The organism is Pantoea sp. ACRSC, from assembly GCF_022346785.1.
In the GTDB taxonomy this organism is placed as follows: domain Bacteria; phylum Pseudomonadota; class Gammaproteobacteria; order Enterobacterales; family Enterobacteriaceae; genus Pantoea; species Pantoea alvi.
Genome location: NZ_JAKRNN010000026.1, coordinates 1 through 16097, shown reverse-complemented (window position 1 = coordinate 16097; position 16097 = coordinate 1). Strand labels below are relative to the sequence as shown.

Annotated in this window: 15 protein-coding genes, 6 tRNA genes and 1 other RNA gene; 8 read left to right on the top strand and 14 right to left on the bottom strand. The window is 44.7% G+C overall.

From position 1 onward, the window contains the following. Positions 1 to 3: 3 nt before the first annotated feature. The 13 genes from MHZ97_RS19505 to MHZ97_RS19445 all read right to left on the bottom strand — a co-directional run bounded on the left by MHZ97_RS19505 (position 4) and on the right by MHZ97_RS19445 (position 11568). Positions 4 to 1839: a hypothetical protein gene (locus tag MHZ97_RS19505; protein WP_239315472.1), complete on the bottom strand. Its 1836-nt coding sequence runs from the start codon at positions 1837 to 1839 to the stop codon at positions 4 to 6. A 93-nt stretch (positions 1840 to 1932) separates the two neighbouring features. Next, positions 1933 to 2136 (bottom strand): hypothetical protein, encoded by a 204-nt coding sequence (locus tag MHZ97_RS19500; RefSeq protein WP_239315471.1) that lies wholly within the window; start codon positions 2134 to 2136, stop codon positions 1933 to 1935. A 129-nt stretch (positions 2137 to 2265) separates the two neighbouring features. Then, a complete protein-coding gene (locus MHZ97_RS19495) occupies positions 2266 to 3312 on the bottom strand; it encodes a major capsid protein (protein ID WP_239315470.1) in 1047 nt (348 codons plus the stop codon). A 78-nt stretch (positions 3313 to 3390) separates the two neighbouring features. Beyond that, a complete protein-coding gene (locus tag MHZ97_RS19490; RefSeq protein ID WP_239315469.1) occupies positions 3391 to 3744 on the bottom strand; it encodes a hypothetical protein in 354 nt (117 codons plus the stop codon). Positions 3745 to 3759: 15 nt separating this feature from the next. After that, on the bottom strand, positions 3760 to 4023 hold the full coding sequence (locus MHZ97_RS19485) for a hypothetical protein (protein ID WP_239315468.1): 264 nt from the start codon (positions 4021 to 4023) through the stop codon (positions 3760 to 3762). Between the two features lie 623 nt (positions 4024 to 4646). Next, positions 4647 to 5066, bottom strand: a complete 420-nt coding sequence (locus tag MHZ97_RS19480) for a hypothetical protein (RefSeq protein WP_239315467.1) — start codon at positions 5064 to 5066, stop codon at positions 4647 to 4649. Between the two features lie 158 nt (positions 5067 to 5224). Then, positions 5225 to 5575, bottom strand: a complete 351-nt coding sequence (locus MHZ97_RS19475; protein ID WP_239315466.1) for a hypothetical protein — start codon at positions 5573 to 5575, stop codon at positions 5225 to 5227. A 127-nt stretch (positions 5576 to 5702) separates the two neighbouring features. Next, positions 5703 to 6497 (bottom strand): helix-turn-helix domain-containing protein, encoded by a 795-nt coding sequence (locus MHZ97_RS19470; protein ID WP_239315465.1) that lies wholly within the window; start codon positions 6495 to 6497, stop codon positions 5703 to 5705. Beyond that, a complete protein-coding gene (locus MHZ97_RS19465; RefSeq protein WP_239315464.1) occupies positions 6478 to 6630 on the bottom strand; it encodes a hypothetical protein in 153 nt (50 codons plus the stop codon). Before MHZ97_RS19465 ends, MHZ97_RS19470 begins: the two co-directional genes overlap by 20 nt. A gap of 2557 nt (positions 6631 to 9187) precedes the next feature. Then, positions 9188 to 9832 carry a DUF4145 domain-containing protein gene (locus MHZ97_RS19460; protein ID WP_239315463.1) on the bottom strand — a complete coding sequence of 215 codons (645 nt, stop codon included), beginning with the start codon at positions 9830 to 9832 and terminating at the stop codon, positions 9188 to 9190. Between the two features lie 225 nt (positions 9833 to 10057). Continuing rightward, complete coding sequence (locus tag MHZ97_RS19455) at positions 10058 to 10873, bottom strand: hypothetical protein (RefSeq protein ID WP_239315462.1); 816 nt, start codon at positions 10871 to 10873, stop codon at positions 10058 to 10060. A 498-nt stretch (positions 10874 to 11371) separates the two neighbouring features. Continuing rightward, positions 11372 to 11447: transfer RNA gene (locus MHZ97_RS19450), tRNA-Ala, on the bottom strand. 45 nt (positions 11448 to 11492) lie between these two features. Further along, positions 11493 to 11568 (bottom strand) — tRNA-Ala (locus tag MHZ97_RS19445). Positions 11569 to 11921: 353 nt separating this feature from the next. Here MHZ97_RS19445 and MHZ97_RS19440 point away from each other — a divergent pair. The 3 genes from MHZ97_RS19440 to MHZ97_RS19430 all read left to right on the top strand — a co-directional run bounded on the left by MHZ97_RS19440 (position 11922) and on the right by MHZ97_RS19430 (position 13721). Continuing rightward, the gene (locus MHZ97_RS19440; protein WP_033753670.1) at positions 11922 to 12710 is read left to right on the top strand and encodes a formate/nitrite transporter family protein; all 789 of its coding nucleotides are present in this window, start codon (positions 11922 to 11924) and stop codon (positions 12708 to 12710) included. Positions 12711 to 12821: 111 nt separating this feature from the next. Continuing rightward, on the top strand, positions 12822 to 13175 hold the full coding sequence (locus tag MHZ97_RS19435) for a YfeC-like transcriptional regulator (protein ID WP_103794277.1): 354 nt from the start codon (positions 12822 to 12824) through the stop codon (positions 13173 to 13175). A gap of 192 nt (positions 13176 to 13367) precedes the next feature. After that, a complete protein-coding gene (locus MHZ97_RS19430; protein ID WP_239315461.1) occupies positions 13368 to 13721 on the top strand; it encodes a YfeC-like transcriptional regulator in 354 nt (117 codons plus the stop codon). Between the two features lie 37 nt (positions 13722 to 13758). On the opposite strand, the gene gltX is transcribed toward MHZ97_RS19430, so the two are convergent. Further along, positions 13759 to 15174 carry a glutamate--tRNA ligase gene (gene gltX, locus MHZ97_RS19425; protein ID WP_103794279.1) on the bottom strand — a complete coding sequence of 472 codons (1416 nt, stop codon included), beginning with the start codon at positions 15172 to 15174 and terminating at the stop codon, positions 13759 to 13761. 272 nt (positions 15175 to 15446) lie between these two features. On the opposite strand from gltX, the gene MHZ97_RS19420 reads away from it, so the two are divergent. The 5 genes from MHZ97_RS19420 (at position 15447) to MHZ97_RS19400 (ending at position 16009) form a co-directional block, all read left to right on the top strand. After that, positions 15447 to 15522: transfer RNA gene (locus MHZ97_RS19420), tRNA-Val, on the top strand. Positions 15523 to 15560: 38 nt separating this feature from the next. After that, positions 15561 to 15636 (top strand) — tRNA-Val (locus tag MHZ97_RS19415). Between the two features lie 41 nt (positions 15637 to 15677). Then, a tRNA-Val gene (locus MHZ97_RS19410) sits at positions 15678 to 15753 on the top strand. A gap of 4 nt (positions 15754 to 15757) precedes the next feature. Next, a tRNA-Lys gene (locus tag MHZ97_RS19405) sits at positions 15758 to 15833 on the top strand. Between the two features lie 42 nt (positions 15834 to 15875). Next, positions 15876 to 16009: non-coding RNA, RtT sRNA (locus tag MHZ97_RS19400), on the top strand. The last annotated feature ends 88 nt before the right edge of the window (positions 16010 to 16097 follow it).

The following is a 16097-nucleotide window of genomic DNA, read 5'->3' as shown; positions in this document are numbered from 1 at the left end:
CTGTTACCCCCTTAACATGCTGCTGTTCATATCAAAGCTTATATCATTGATACCATTGTTAAAAATATCAGTGGCATGTGCTGAAACAGCATTACCAAAGGCTGATCCATCCGGGACTACTTGGATCTTCATTTGAAGATTGTTGTTAATCGGCGGCATCTGGCGCTGAGCATATCCATTGCTGAACATGTTTGAGTTTTCTCCTGTTGCCATATTCACAACCGGCGATTGTCTATTAAGTCCTTTCGCTGCGTCTTGCCATCCCTGATCGCCTGCTGTGCTGTTGCTACTCCAGCGCTTCCAGAACCATTGGGATAAGGCGCTATCGTCTTTATGCTCGTTGTAGTTATCCTGAGCATCACGATATGCATTCTCGTTATAGGTTTTGCTGCCAGGGATATGCTTGAGAATGCTCATTGCCCAGGAAGTAAGGCTGGCAAGAGAACGGCCAAACTCTTCAACGATTGGTTTAGTTTCGCTGAATGCATCAATAGCGCTGTCAGCGTTAACACCTAGTGATTTCAGCTTATCCGCGAATGCCGCGCTAAATGCGTCGCCTAAGTTCTCAGAGGCTTGTTGTGTCACGCTAGAGAGGCTTGATAGCCATTGAATTGCATCTATCTGCTGATTAGTAGCTGCTAAGCCACTTTCGGCCATGCGCTTCATAGCGTCAGTAACATTCTTGCCGTTAGCGTCGATAGCCTGGAAGGTCAGAGATCCGTCATTGATCGCTTCTGTGAAGAAGGTCATTTCCTTCTGAGTGAAGCCAAACTGGTTTTGTAGCTGCTTTGCGTAGACCAGGAACTGCGGCCAGTTCATAGACTGAATGTTTTGCTGAACCTGTTTACCAGCATCAACACCACCTTTGTTAGTGATCGCCTGTATCAGGTCGGATAGCTCACCGCCGCCAGAGAAATTATAAGAACCGTCTTTCTGCTTCTTGAATGTACCTTGTGAAGCTTCACCGGCTTTCTCCTGAAAATCTTTTGCCTGGTCTGCCAGTTGTTCACGGCTTAAGCGTGTGCCGGTACGTGCATAAACCTGCTGGATAATCGCATCGCCTTCTGCTGGACTAATGCCCTGCATTCTAAGCTTGAGGCGGTCAGCATTGCGTTCTGTAGCCTCTGAGAGCGTATCTCTTGCTGTCTCTAGTCCACGTCCTACCGCATAAGCGCCACCGCCTACAACGCCAGTAAGCGCAGCACCGACCAACCATTTAGAATTGCCTGTAGCGGGTTTTTGGCCTTGTTTACGTGAAAGATTGCGTGCCTGTCGCGCAGCCGCTGAAGTATTTACTCTTAAAAACTTCATTTGTTGGTTCATTTCAGCAAGATCGATAGCACCTTTACGGTACTGGTCTGTTAACTGCTTAGCCTGCTGAATTGCTGCATAACGTTGAGCGCCGTCTAATCCCTGCATCCGGCTTATAGAGAAAGCTGCATCTTTGAGTTTGAGAGTAGCTCTCTGGTCACGTGTCTGTGCCGTCTGTTTAGCCTTGTCAGCGGCTTTCTGTGCCTTCTCACGCTGTTTTAGCTGTGCACTGATTATCTTCTGCTGTGCGGCCTGCTGCGCCCTTTGCTGCTTCGCAGCCTGGTTAGCCGATTGTTGTGCTGTCTGGTTAGCTTGCTTCTGTGCAATGGCAGTAGAGCGTGCTGCTGCTACCTGTGCGATCGCTGCTGCTTTAGCATTCGCAATTGTCTGCTTGCTTTGCATCGTCGCATTTTTACTAAACTGATTTTGCAGGCTCTTTAATTCAGCTCGGACACGTTTAAGGCTGGCTCTGTCAGTAGAATAAATAACCCTGTTAACGAGCGTTGCAGCATTTATTTTATTTGTCATTATATAAACTCCATAGTATCTGCATAGCCAGTTAGCTACGCACATAAAAAAGCCCCACCCTAAAAGGGCAGGGCTATTATTTAGACTTGATGATCACTTTTTAGAATAACTGCGCTTTTCAGTTTTGAGAGCAATTATTAATGGCATTCTGCGTGCCAGGCGGTTACAAAGAACTTGCTTTGATAGTCCATGCTCGCGTGCGAGACCGGCTAAATCGAGAAACTGGAAAACATCATCATCGTGACAATCTATCTCTAAAGTATTTTCCGCATCATCAACAATTGTAATTTTTGCCATTTCACACACCTTTAAATAACATAGGGATAAAAATATGAAGCGGAAAGTAATGGGACATTCCCGCTAACAATCCGCTATAAAGTGCTGCTTCCAGACTAAGCAAGGCCAGCACAATAAAAAACCTATGCATTAGACGGTTGCTGTAACCTTCAGAGTAAAGGCGGTAGCGTGGTTTACTGGCAGAATTCCGGCTTCACTTACGATCTCAATTTCACCGCGTGGCTTCTCGTACTGATAGCTGAATACCTCTTGCGGGCCAGCCAGACGAGCCAGGTTCGTATCTACTGAAGCAGGAGAGAATACGTGTTTGTAAGCACCAGTACCGGCAGTAAACACAGGCAGCATGATCATTTCATTCTTGCCAATGAACGGAGTCAGAAGCGGGTCAGTTACTTTGACAACATCTACTGAAATTCCAGGCATTGTGAAGGTTTGAATATTGCTGAGAATCTCGCGGCGCTGAGTAATTACATTGCCTGCATCAAGTGGCGATACATACTGGAAGGCGCTTTTCATACTCTCGTGAAAACGGAGTTTTGAATAAGCGTCAGCGCCTGCAAATACAATTACGCGGCGAACATCAGAATATAATCCCTGTGTTGCATCAGAGACACGACTCAGATACGAATCAAACACCTCTAACATATCTGTAGCTACTTGAGTCAGATCAAGAGTATCAGTCATAAATGGAGCATTAAACGAATCTGCATAATCGATCAAAGGCGCTTCATCAGTAAAGGGAGTATTCACAGTGCCGGTAAACAGTGCACGAGCGTAAGCAGCTTCTACAGTGCGCTTATGTGCTTTTGAATGCTTAGAAACGTATTCACTCACAATGTCCATCATTGTTTCTTCACGCTCAGTACCTGCTTTGCGATTGCCTTGCTGGAAATCAGCGGCGCTTACAGTGTCCTCACGATGAAAATGCGGGATCTCGATCAGGTAATTGCTCGCTTTATCGCGTGCTGTGCTGTTATGTTGAAACGAAAATCGCTTCTGAGGATCATTGATCAGAGTGCGGTTATCTTCAGCCATAGTATCGAGTGATACATCAATAGACTTAGAACCAACCTTATCAAAGATATTCAGAGATTGCAGAAGGTAATTTTCTTGAGGCATTACTTCGAATAGCGGCATTAAATCCGCCATTTTGAATGCAGAATAGTTAAAGGCCATATTTTATCCTTTTATAGTTATTAGGTTGCTCACATATTGAGTTAAATGCTTGACGCATTTAAACCGTTACACGGTCAATTAGGTTGTAGGAAGGCCGTTAACGTCGGCATCAGAGAAACGAACAGCGGGATCTGCACTCAGCAGTTCCACCGCTTTTTCAACATCATCACATTTCAGGCTAAACTTTTTCAGCCAAACATTAGTAGCTGCACAAAGGACAGGAACAGCGTTGCCTGCTTCTTTATACTCAAGCACTACGTTGGCCGATGTGCTCGCAGAAGTGACGATAGCGCCAGAATTATCAATAACTGAACCTGGCTCAACGTCCTGAGCAAGATTTACAGTAATCACCTTTCGACTAAAGCTGGTTAGCTCGTGAGATATAACATCCGTAATAGAATACGGTTGAGATTCATATTTAATCAGTGCCATAGGTAAGAGGCTCCATTATTTATTTTTATTGAGGTAGTTCTGTGCAAGCATCTCGCCGTATGACAGTTCTACAGTTGAATTATCGCTTTTAGAAATATCAGCTTCTAGCGTCTTAGCTTTCATAAGCATGATTTTGTGAGCGGAAGTAATATCAGTTGATTTGTTTACATCACTTTCAGGTTTGATAGCTTCAATGCCTGCTTGCTTTGCCAAGATAAAAAGGTCATTTGCTATTTCTGGTGAGTCAACAAATAGAGTGACAGGAATTTTATTATTCATTATACGTTCCATAAAAAGAAAGCAGCCCAATATGAAAGCTGCTTTGAGAGTAAATCAATATTTATTATGTTATCTTATTTAAAATAACATAATAAATAGCCATACGGAGAATGGCTATTGATAAAAGGAAACAACTTTAGAGAAGATGCTCTTCTGGGTAATCGCCAGTTTTGGAGGCTCGCACAGAGCGGCACGAGAGGTGCAAAATAGATAATGGAAATTATGCACAAGGTATGGAGTAATATCCGCTGAAAGAATCACCCTATATATTTATATTAACACATATGTTTACTACAGTCAACATATTTATTCACTTAATATGAGTTTTTATGCAACTTAATGCATAGAGGTGTGCTTTTTCTCTTCCAGGTACAGATTAGCGATGCACCCACCAATTGCACTCACTGTAGAAGCCCATCGCACAAGCCCACAATATAGCTCTGAGTCACGTTATGCTAGCCATTCAAGGAATTCTAGGTTAGCAAGTTCGGGCAGTGATACGTAATGGTTTTGCACGAACTCGAAGTTACTGAAGTATGCATCTGGTGATTTGTACTCATCCATACAGAGGCTTTGGATAATGTGCTCTACGGCCTCGAACCCAGATTTAATTTTGTTATAGATTACTTCCATTTTTTGCCCTCTTTCATTTTATATTTAAGTTCGTTTACTGAGTCATCATTTAGCTTAACGAGATTTGTTTGGGTGATAATCCTTAATCCAGAATTATCAAGCAAGAAATTAGAACCCTCTTGAGGGAGTTCACCCTGAAGTTGATACATATCCTTTAATACTTTCTTTGCTGCCTTGATATGTTCAAGCAGTTCTAAGATTGACCTCTGAATCTCTGCCTTATCAAATTGGTTAACGTTGGCAGACTCATAAGAGTATTTGTAAATCTCTTCTAGAATCTCAAGGAGAGAAGAAATCCCTCTTTGAATTTCTTCATAATAACGAAACACCTTGCGGCGAATAATTCCGGCTAGATCATTCCTAACAAAGCTAATCTGTTCATTATAAAACTCAAAATCTTTATTCTTCATTATTGTTATTTTCCATCTCTGTTATAACTGCTGCAATCGCTGTAGCCTCTGAATGTGTTAGTTTAAATCTGCGAGATAATACCGATGCTGATCTGTATTGTAGATAGCAGTCAATTATCTGACGGTAGTTTCGCCAGCGTGTTAGGGGTGTTAATTCGTTATTCATCTATTTGATCACCAAATACTGCTAACTGAAGCTCATATCCGTTATAATGTGTTGTATCTTCTTGCAGGTTAAATCTGGTGTAATATTCAAGTTCTGATTCAAACCCCAGCGCTTGCCATTTCTCAGGCTCACCTGTGATGATTGTTTTAGCTTGCTTTCGAGGTTTGAAATAGACGCCGGGGCAGTTTGATACGATATCATTTATGATTACCTGTTCTGCACTGCTCAAAGGCGCTGGTTCGAAATATTTAAGGATTACTGCGTAAGGTTCTGGTAACGCTTTTACTTTCTTTTGTGGCTTTACTGCATATAGTTCTGCTGTTTTATAACTGGTTTGTGTCACATACGACAAAAATTCCTCCATAAGATTTTGGTAATAAAAAGGCCGCTTGGCTTTACCTTGCGGCCCTCTTAGGGTTTAGTTGTGAATATAAAGTGCAAAAGCATTACTGTTAAGAATATAGTTAGCATCAGAATGCTACGCCCCAATGTTCATAAATGCCACTATGATTTGTCATAATATAGTTTTCAAAGCCTGCCGGTACATTTATACTTCTGCCTTTCTCGCTCAGCATAAGACTTTTACAACACGTCACCGCTTCTTTAAAAGTGGTGCATTGCCTAAAGTTTCCTTCTTCATACCACTGAACAAAGCAGCGCGCTAAAGCTTCTTGAGGCGTAACCGTTGGCTTATTGTCAGAAGCAAATAGATCTACCGCTCCTGGATCGTATTTATTATCTGAATGCGTAGCGTGAGATATAGTCTGCTTAGGTTGAGCGTCCCAGCATGGTTCCTGATCATCATCAAACAAACCATCATAGCTGTGAAAATTGCGAGTAATAGAATGTTGTTCTGGTTCTGGCGCTGTCTCAAAAGGTTCTGAAACAGGTTCATTGACTACCGGCTGCTTATCACCCTTTTGATCGTTGATTCTGATAACTTCCTCAATAGGTTTAACTGTGTACTTATGAGAATAGCCGGGGCGTCTTTCTATGCTAATCCAACCCCATTTTTCTAAATCATCAACGCATCTTCCTGCAACTTGATGCGTGCCTACGCCAGTATCTTTAGCGATGCGCTTAGCACCTGGAAAAACGTCATCAGAACTGTTTAGCCATCCTAAAAGGTATGCGTATACTATTTTCGCTGATAATGTCTTAGCATTAACAATTTCTTTGCCATCTTTATCTTTTACTGTTAATTGCAAAATGCGGTAATCGACTTGCAAATGTGGTGGTGCTTTTTTATTGTCTTTCTCTTCCATTGCTTCCCTCTTTATTAAGGTTATTTGTATATTCATCCAGAATCTTTGATACCATTGCAGCTACAGGCATACCCTGTTTGTTAGCTTCTGCAATCAGGCGCTGGAATGTTTCTGCCTTAAAATTCAATTTCATTTGGTTAATCTCTTTTCGTCAGGATCGGCTATGCGACTTATAAAGGCGTCTATAGGCCGTGATCGCCAGTTTGAGACTGCTTTTTATCTCTGGAGTATCCAGATATGGATTATTTAACCTTTGCTCTAACTCTTCTAGCGTATATTCTCTGCGTATAAGCTGACCGAAGAAGATTTGAGTGTTAGATAATTTGTTCATTTGCCACTCTCCGTATATTCGGAGATAGCTTGGATGATCTTGTGAATTCTCAGTGCTTGAGTTATGCGAGGTGCATTAGGATGTTTAGGATAAGAAGAGATGAAAGTTTGATATTGCTTCCTGCTGTATTTACCTGAGACCAAGCCTGCTAGAAAATCATAATCAAGATCAGTTAGGTCTGATCTCTTAATTACTGCCTCCTGATTTAGAATTGTTTCTGTAACCTATCTTTATATTATCAGGTATCAATTAATTTGTCAAGAAAAGATTTCCGATTATATGACAATATTTTCATATCGCAAGGTAAAAAGCAAGCGCAATGTGAACGGAGGTACATCAATCAGCAGGATTTAGCACATAGTGTTAACTCTCAAATCTGTGAATCCCTCTAAAACGCTCTGTAAGCGATTTTAAGCGGTTCTATGCTCTTACCCATACAAACGCATTACCTCATCTGAGAAAGCGCCTTAAAATGGATTCTGTGAAGCCTGTTATGATGATCGGTGTACTTTAAAAGGTGCAATTGCTGCCTATGTGATGATTGACTTACACGAGTCTAAAATCCTTGCATAAAGTAAAAGGGATTTAGCTAACGAGTGTTTATGTATGTCAAGGCTCAGCCGATGGCAGGCATTTACACATCCTGGCATGAGTCCAAGAGAGATCTATCTCGATTGGTCTAACGAATGTTTGCATCTATCAAGTGTAGTGATAACGCAACGCTGATAGCTGCTTACAGAGATAGCACGAGTAAAACTAAGTAAGAGAAATTGTTTATCTTCTCTTGGTTAGTTTGTTAGGAGTGTTAAGGTCTGGCATGTATCGGGTTTATCGGTACAGGTCAGAACTGTTACACATGTGCATTGCGATTAGTTCCGTAGGAACTGCTTGCACAAGGTTAAGCGGTGAGCGTAGCGAGAGCGTTGGACAGACGTCCATCGATCATTACTGTGGGCTAATCCGGTAACTACATATGTAGTAGCCCACAATATGTATTAACAACAGCAGAAAAAAAGAAGAAAGGATTATAACTACTGATCTTATAACTAATCTTATCTATTAATCTTATATTATTCTTATAGTGTATCACGGTAATATACCCACCCTTATTACAGTAATGTACCCTACCCTTATTACAGTAATACACCCCTATATCATAGTAATATATCCCACCATTATTACAGTGATATAACCTACCTGTATTAAGCTAATAGATGTGTTTTACCATAAATCAGTTTAGCCACTACCAGGAGCGCCTGCTTAGTCTACTAATATTCAATGCTTATAGAGGGATAAAAGCCGGGTAATTCATAGGTAAATGTGCCCGTCAGGACTCTTCAGAGACTAACCAGCAATGACAATCTTACTTTGAAAGTAACTATGATTTTACTTTGCTAACTTTATTGCTCACTTTGCAAATGTGCCTAAAGCCAGGCAGGAGAAGGCTTGCGAGGCTGTGCCCTGCCCTCTGTTATCTATCTACGCCTACATTGTGCAAGCTGCCTTGCTTCGGTCTTTGCTAAGCAAACTTTTCCCTCTTCTCTTTCATGCGGTCAAAACCGTACAATGTCGGCCATAACTCATAATTTTTTTCTACTTTGAGAAAATCGCAACACCAATGATTGCAGATGATACTATTTCAGTATGAAATTAGTTTGCAGATGAATGAATCTGTCCTCATATGGTTTGCGGTCAATTTCAGGCGAAAGCCTCAAAACTTAAAAACTAGCAGTTCGTGCCGGATTACCTACAAATTTTCTGAACAAGAAAAGTTGGCCTGCTTTCCACTCAAATGCTTTGATTGTGCGATCAAATAGCCCTGCTATCTTCGCTGGCGCTTGAAGTTAGTAAAAAGTAATACCTGACTAAAATAGTCAAGTACACGAAATGGTCATTATGTTAAATCGCTACTGAATTGAGTGAAAACAAGCGGTTTCAAAACAAGTTTTGCTATGTAATGCCGATAGCCAGTAACATTTATTGCTCATGATATTTTGATATTTTGAGTGAATACTTTTTAGGTAGGATGGGGCGTGCTTAGCGTCTCAGATAATGAAAAGCGAGGAGAGCTAGGGAAATTACTAATAATTTTCTGGAGAAAATATTAGGGAAGTACACTTAAAGTATTTTATACTAAAACTCCTTGTTGATGTAAAATATTCCGTCCATGACTTTAAAGCGTCTAATATTGGCTAAAGCTTTAACCGTGCCGATAAATCTAATAAACCTTGATGATATGCACGCCCCTGTTAAAAAAGCCTTTCGCGTATAAAAAGTAATATTTGAGCAAATTGTTAAGGTGACAAAAGCTATTCTTGCCACCTCATACAAGAATACTAAATTTATTCTTTTAAAATCATTAATTTAACGGATTTTTAGATGAATTATCCTGCTTTTCAATAGAATCCCTTAATCTCTGAGGCATTTTGTTATAAGTATCTTCAATCATTCGAGGAGTGGTTATTCTATCTTGAACAATAATATTGAGCAGACTAAAAAGACTTTGTGCAAGCTCCGGTGAATCGCTCAATTCAATTTCTCCAGGATGCACTGCTTGATTACCTACAATTCTACAAGCATCTGCGGCTTGTTGGACTCTGACAGGAAGTCCTTTAGCCACGAGCGCTCTTATGTCTTTATTAATATTATCACCCGGCTCACCAAGGTGTCTCATAAGCTTTTGTAAACAAAGGCGTAGCAGTGCTGCGGCTCCTTTAGGAGACAAGTTCAAAATAGATCGTGCCTCCATGTAATCACCTTTACAATCTTCAGGCATATCTATATTTGGCATTTCTACGTTGGCAGCGGAGGGGATAATTAGTTTCTCTTCATACCAATAACTGAAATTTTCACAGCGTTGACATTCTGCTACATCCATAGGGACCGCACGATACCCTACCCCCCAATTATGCTTTAGTACGTACCAAGATTGCCTAGAATAAGCATTGCAATAAGGGCAATTAAATGCATCTCCTTTATGAAAAGGTGCTTCGAAAGGTATCATAACATTTACTCCTTTTTGAAAAGGTTTCTGAAAGATGGCAATTGGCTGCAGCGAAAACTGGAAAGAATCAACCTCAACGCCACTTAAAAGTAGTACTATTTAAAAAATTTTAATTGAAACCAAATCATATTACTACCCCCCTCTTTACAGCACATGAAATTTTATAATCATGAGTGTTTAAGCTAAAACACCTGAAATAAGCCTATAGTACTTTAATCGATGCACTTATTTATCTCTAAGCGGTAAAAGCACCTTCCCATTATCTTCAAAAAAATCATATTCATCCCAATAGGTAGTGTACAGCCGGGCTAAACCATTAGGAAAATTATTCAAAATAACTTTCAAATGAGCTTTAGTTCTTTTCTCAGTAGGATAGTTACCTATATAACTCACTATAGCCCTTGCTTTTATTCCACCGCCAACCCTCATGAATAGAGTAAGGTCTTTGAAAATTAGCTCAGTATATTCAGCGCAATCTTCTACGCTATTATCCAAATTGACAATTATCGATTTTAAACGATCGTATAGATGAACTATTTCACTAAATAAATCATCATCAGCTAAATTAGAATGCCTTTTCTTAAATTCATTATTATAATGGTCGTCTTCATAAACACTAACTGGATAACGGGCATAGCTACGTATATCCTCTGAACAATAAGAGAGCAATGTTGAATCACGTTTACTTATTGGCAACTCTAAATCTTGCGCCATCAAAATAAGATCATGTCCATACTTTCTAAACTTCCCTTCAATCGTCTGTTTCTTAGCCCCGTAATTCATTAAAAGCACAGCAGATTTAAGTAATAATTCGAGAGAATATCCGATTAAAAGCCTACTACTTTTGTTTGAAGCCGTAATCAAAATACTAGGGTGATATGCATTAATGTCTGCACACTCAACTTTTAAGGATGTTCCGCTATTAATTATGCTCTGTTTTCTAAGAATTTTAGCCGAAATGTAAAGACTGAGTGACTCATTTATCCAATCTTGCCTGCTAAAAATTCCTTTTCCTTTGTTATTTACAAAAGGCTTTTTCATTTAGCTTCCTCTGCAGAGCTTGATTGAGATCTATCTTAAAACTTACCTAGCCAAAATCAAGTCAACAGAGACATAAGCGCCGTGATGGGGTACTAACCGATCAGCGCCGTAGGCGTCATCTGGGTTCTGCTTTCACTCATTCTCTTATCAGGTAGCCGTTATACTCCGGTGGCTGAAACCGTGGCAGAGCCAGACACTTTCCCGATCTGGTTAGGATTCCCATCTATCGCCTGTTTATTCCCTGTGCTGTCTCACGACATGGCATTACGGAACACCGCGCTAAGTGTGGAACGAATGAAAGTTTTGAGAGAGGTGTTTAGAGACGGTGGCGCGTCATTAGCTTTCGAGTTGGGAACTGCTATCTGTTCGAGCTACTTAACTACAGACCACAGGGATGCTAGACTCTCAAATTGCCCACTAACAAAACTGTGGCAATTACTGAGTAAAGTGACTTTTTACTGAAGTTTCGCTTCTCGGAATGAGAAGGGAATGAAGATTTGGTGGAGGTAAGCGGGATCGAACCGCTGACCTCTTGCATGCCATGCAAGCGCTCTCCCAGCTGAGCTATACCCCCACATCTGGAATCGTTTTTTCAGTGCCAAATCGTTGGGATTCGATTTGGTGGAGCTAAGCGGGATCGAACCGCTGACCTCCTGCATGCCATGCAGGCGCTCTCCCAGCTGAGCTATAGCCCCGAACCGAAAAAACCGTCGGATGTTCTCGACGGACGGCATAATATGAAACCGCCCTCGGGGTGTCAACGGCAAAATCAAAAACTGCGTTTGATCGCTGAAAAAGGCGGCAAATACCGGATCGCGTTGTTTTCAGCGGCGTTTATTCAGCGTGAAAGAAGCGCTCAGCCGATACCGCGGCGTCGCCTTTTTTCTCCGCTGCGACAGGTTAAATTACGGTTAAACACCCTTTAGGATTTTTCTTGTTTTCCGTTAAAAGCCATGTAAAACTTAGCCCGCTAATCAAGTGGACATCGCTGCCCACGCCTTATAACAACACCATCCCTGTCACAGCTATCAATACTATTAGAGATACTATGTCGCTGCATTCACCTAAAGAGATCGCTCAACTGGCGATTCAGGCTGGCGTCACTAAAAGCCGCGCCTCCATTCCGACGTTATTAATTCTGGGTTTTATGGCTGGCGCCTTTATCGCTACCGGCTTCCTGCTTGACCTGCACGTGATTAACTCGCTGCCGGCCGACTGGGGCTCGTTCGGCGGTCTGCTGGGCGCTGCCGTTTTCCCGGTGGGCTTGATCCTGACCGTACTGGCGGGCGGCGAACTGCTGACCGGCAATATGATGACGATGCCGGTCGCCTGGTTTGCACGCCGTATCAGCGGTTTCGCCGTGCTGCGCAACTGGTTCTGGGTCACCATCGCCAACTTTATCGGCAGCCTGGCCATCGCCTGGTTTTTCGGCCATATGCTCGGCATGACCGAAGGCGACTACCTGAAGAAAACCGTGGCTATCGCCAGCGCGAAAGTGCATGCGGACTTCCTGCACGCCTTTATCTCCGGCATCGGCTGCAACTGGCTGGTCTGCCTGGCGGTGTGGCTCGCTTTCGCCAGTAAAGATGTGGTAGGGAAAATCTTCGGCATGTGGTTCCCGGTCATGGCCTTCGTCGCCATCGGCTTCCAGCACGTTGTTGCCAACATGTTTATCGTACCTGCGGCTATTTTTGCCGGTCAGCTGAGCTGGGCGGAGTATCTGCCGAACTTCGTCGCTGTCTTCCTGGGCAACGGCGTCGGCGGCGCAGTATTCGTCGGCCTCGCCTACTTCCTCGCTTTCCGTCCTTCCGCCGAAGCGGTAGGCACTGCGCAGTAATTTTTTATTGCCTTTTGTCGTGAGGCAAAAGGCAATTTGCCTTCCTGTTACTTTCACGCGTAACGATTTGCTGTAATATGTGGAACTAATGTATTTAACAGGGACAGCATCGTGAAAAAGGAATGGTTAACCCCAGAAGAACTCGCGAAAGAAACAGGTTACAGTCGGCAAACAGTTAATAAATGGATCAAGCGCGAAAACTGGACCACCACGCCGAAGCCCGGCGTACAGGGAGGTAAGGCGCGACTGATCCATATCGACGAACGTGTGAAAAGCTTTATCCAGTCCATGCGTAACCTGAGCGAGCCGAACGCTTCCTACACCGCTCAACAAAATTCCTTACCTGCGTTACTATTAAGTTCTGTACAACAAATGACGCAGAATGAGCAGGATCAACTTGCCGCGATGATTTTACGCGAAGGGATTAAAGGCGTGCTGCAGCGACTGGGAATCAGCGAAGAATAAAAAAACCGGAAGCCTCGCGCTTCCGGTTTTCGTTTATCAGGCCTGCGCGTCGTGCTCAGCGATCTCAGCCAGCGCCTTTTCACTACGCGCTACGCTACGGCGCTGTCCAATGGCTTCCACAGTTCCTGTAACTTTTACGCGTAACGATTTGCTGTAATATGTGGAACTAATGTATTAAACAGGGACAGCATCGTGAAAAAGGAATGGTTAACCCCGGAAGAACTCGCGAAAGAAACAGGTTACAGCCGGCAAACGGTAAATAAATGGATCAAGCGCGAAAACTGGACCACCATGCCAAAGCCCGGCGTACAGGGAGGTAAGGCGCGCGTGGTTCTTATTGATGAACGCGTGAAAAGCTTTATCCAGTCCCTACGTAACCTGAACGAGCCGAACGCTTCCTACACTGCACAACAGAACGCCTTACCGGCATTACTATTAAGTTCTGTACAGCAAATGACGCAGAATGAGCAGGATCAACTTGCCGCAATGATTTTGCGTGAAGGGATAAAAGGTGTGCTGCAGCGGCTGGGAATCAGCGAAGAATAAAAAAAACCGGAAGCCTTGCGCTTCCGGTTTTCGTTTATCAGGCCTGCGCTTCGCGCTCAGCGATGTAAGCCAGCGCCTTTTCAATACGCGCTACGCTACGGCGCTGTCCGATGGCTTCGACGGTAACGTCCAGGCCCGGCGACTGGCCGGCGCCGGTCACGGCGACGCGCAGCGGCATACCGACCTTGCCCATCCCCACTTCCAGCTCGTCTGCCGTGCTCTGAATCGCCTGGTGCACGTTTTCCGCCGTCCAGTCAGTAAGGCTGGCCAGTTTGTCACGCACCACTTCCAGCGGCTGGCGAGCCACCGGGCGCAGATGTTTTTTCGCCGCGTCGGCATCGAACGCGTCAAATTCCTCATAGAAGTAGCGGCAGGAAGCCGCCATCTCTTTAAGCGTCTTGCAGCGCTCGCCCAGCAGCGTCACCAGCTTCGCCAGTTCCGGGCCGGTGCGGGTGTCGATGTTCTGCTGTTCAATGTGCCACTGCAGATGCGTTGCCACATATTCTGGCGGCATGCTGTTGATATAGTGGTGGTTGAGCCACTGCAGCTTTTCGGTGTTGAAGGCGCTGGCGGATTTGCTCACGGCATCAAGCGTAAACAGCTCTTTCATCTCTGGCACAGAGAAGATCTCCTGATCGCCGTGGGACCAGCCCAGACGCACCAGATAGTTGAGCAGCGCTTCCGGCAGATAGCCGTCGTCGCGGTACTGCATGACGCCAACAGCGCCGTGACGTTTGGAGAGCTTTTTGCCGTCGTCGCCCAGGATCATGGAGACGTGCGCGTAGACCGGCACCTGTGCGCCGATCGCCTCCAGGATGTTGATCTGGCGCGGCGTATTGTTGATATGGTCTTCGCCGCGAATCACATGGGTGATACCCATATCCCAGTCGTCGACAACGACGCAGAAGTTATAGGTTGGCGAACCGTCGGTGCGGCGAATAATCAGGTCATCCAGCTCCTGGTTGCTGAACTCGATCGGGCCGCGGATCTGGTCGTCAAAAATGACCGAGCCTTCCTGCGGGTTGCGGAAGCGCACCACGCAAGGCTCATCCGCCGCGTGATGCTCATGGCTGTCGCGGCAGTGGCCGTCATAGCGCGGCTTTTCGCCGTTCGCCATCTGGGTTTCGCGCAGCTGTTCCAGGCGCTCTTTAGAGCAGTAGCATTTATAGGCGGAGCCCGCTTCCAGCATCTCGTCGATAACCGCGTTATAGCGGTCGAAGCGTTTGGTCTGATAGTACGGGCCTTCGTCCCAGTCCAGGTTCAGCCAGTTCATGCCGTCCATAATAGCTTCGATGGCTTCCGGCGTTGAACGCTCGAGATCGGTGTCTTCGATACGCAGGACGAATTCGCCCTGGTGATGGCGAGCGAAGAGCCAGGAGTAGAGCGCGGTACGTGCGCCGCCGACATGCAGGTAGCCGGTCGGGCTGGGCGCGAAGCGAGTTTTGATTTTCATTCAGCAGTGCCTTAGATGCGCAGGTTCTTTGTCTGGATGACAAAAAATGGGTTAGACGCGAAAAAACGGTGCGCACATTCTAGCACCTGGCGTTGAATCCTCAATGACTGTGCGCCAGCGCAAAGGGGGAATGCCCTGGGTTTCTGCTAATAAAACCAGCATATTGGCTAAAAGCAGCGCGTGATGTCTAATTTTAAAGCGAACGCGCATTTTAGTTTTAAAAAGCGTTGACTCACTTCGAAGGATCCCTATAATGCGACTCCACACAGCGGGGGTGATTAGCTCAGTTGGTAGAGCATCTCCCTTACAAGGAGGGGGTCGGCGGTTCGAGCCCGTCATCACCCACCACTCTAAAGGTGGCCCGCAGTGAACAAGAGATAAGATATGGGTGATTAGCTCAGTTGGTAGAGCATCTCCCTTACAAGGAGGGGGTCGGCGGTTCGAGCCCGTCATCACCCACCATATCTCAGTCAGATGACGCTCTTGTTAAGCAGTACCGAAGTGGGTGATTAGCTCAGTTGGTAGAGCATCTCCCTTACAAGGAGGGGGTCGGCGGTTCGAGCCCGTCATCACCCACCACTTCGGGTCGTTAGCTCAGTTGGTAGAGCAGTTGACTTTTAATCAATTGGTCGCAGGTTCGAATCCTGCACGACCCACCAATTCAGAGAAAAGCGCCTTATGGCGCTTTTTTCGTTTCTGTGCGCCGCGGGTTAACGTGCAGGATGAGAACCTGCGCAGGTTCGACTGAATCGCCGGAGCGATTCAGGCTGATGCGCAGCATCACCCGCAGGGCGAGGCCCTGGATGGGCCGAGGCGTATCCTGCACGACCCACCAGTTCAGAGAAAAGCGCCTTATGGCGCTTTTTTCGTTTCTGTGCGCCGCGGGTTAGCGTGCAGGATGAGAACCTGCGCAGGTTCGACTG

Coding starts and splice junctions, on each gene's coding strand:
- MHZ97_RS19505 (WP_239315472.1), bottom strand. CDS start 1,839: ATGACAAATAAAATAAATGCTGCAACGCTCGTTAACAGGGTTATTTAT.
- MHZ97_RS19500 (WP_239315471.1), bottom strand. CDS start 2,136: ATGGCAAAAATTACAATTGTTGATGATGCGGAAAATACTTTAGAGATA.
- MHZ97_RS19495 (WP_239315470.1), bottom strand. CDS start 3,312: ATGGCCTTTAACTATTCTGCATTCAAAATGGCGGATTTAATGCCGCTA.
- MHZ97_RS19490 (WP_239315469.1), bottom strand. CDS start 3,744: ATGGCACTGATTAAATATGAATCTCAACCGTATTCTATTACGGATGTT.
- MHZ97_RS19485 (WP_239315468.1), bottom strand. CDS start 4,023: ATGAATAATAAAATTCCTGTCACTCTATTTGTTGACTCACCAGAAATA.
- MHZ97_RS19480 (WP_239315467.1), bottom strand. CDS start 5,066: ATGAAGAATAAAGATTTTGAGTTTTATAATGAACAGATTAGCTTTGTT.
- MHZ97_RS19470 (WP_239315465.1), bottom strand. CDS start 6,497: ATGGAAGAGAAAGACAATAAAAAAGCACCACCACATTTGCAAGTCGAT.
- MHZ97_RS19465 (WP_239315464.1), bottom strand. CDS start 6,630: ATGAAATTGAATTTTAAGGCAGAAACATTCCAGCGCCTGATTGCAGAA.
- MHZ97_RS19460 (WP_239315463.1), bottom strand. CDS start 9,832: ATGATACCTTTCGAAGCACCTTTTCATAAAGGAGATGCATTTAATTGC.
- MHZ97_RS19455 (WP_239315462.1), bottom strand. CDS start 10,873: ATGAAAAAGCCTTTTGTAAATAACAAAGGAAAAGGAATTTTTAGCAGG.
- MHZ97_RS19440 (WP_033753670.1), top strand. CDS start 11,922: ATGTCGCTGCATTCACCTAAAGAGATCGCTCAACTGGCGATTCAGGCT.
- gltX (WP_103794279.1), bottom strand. CDS start 15,174: ATGAAAATCAAAACTCGCTTCGCGCCCAGCCCGACCGGCTACCTGCAT.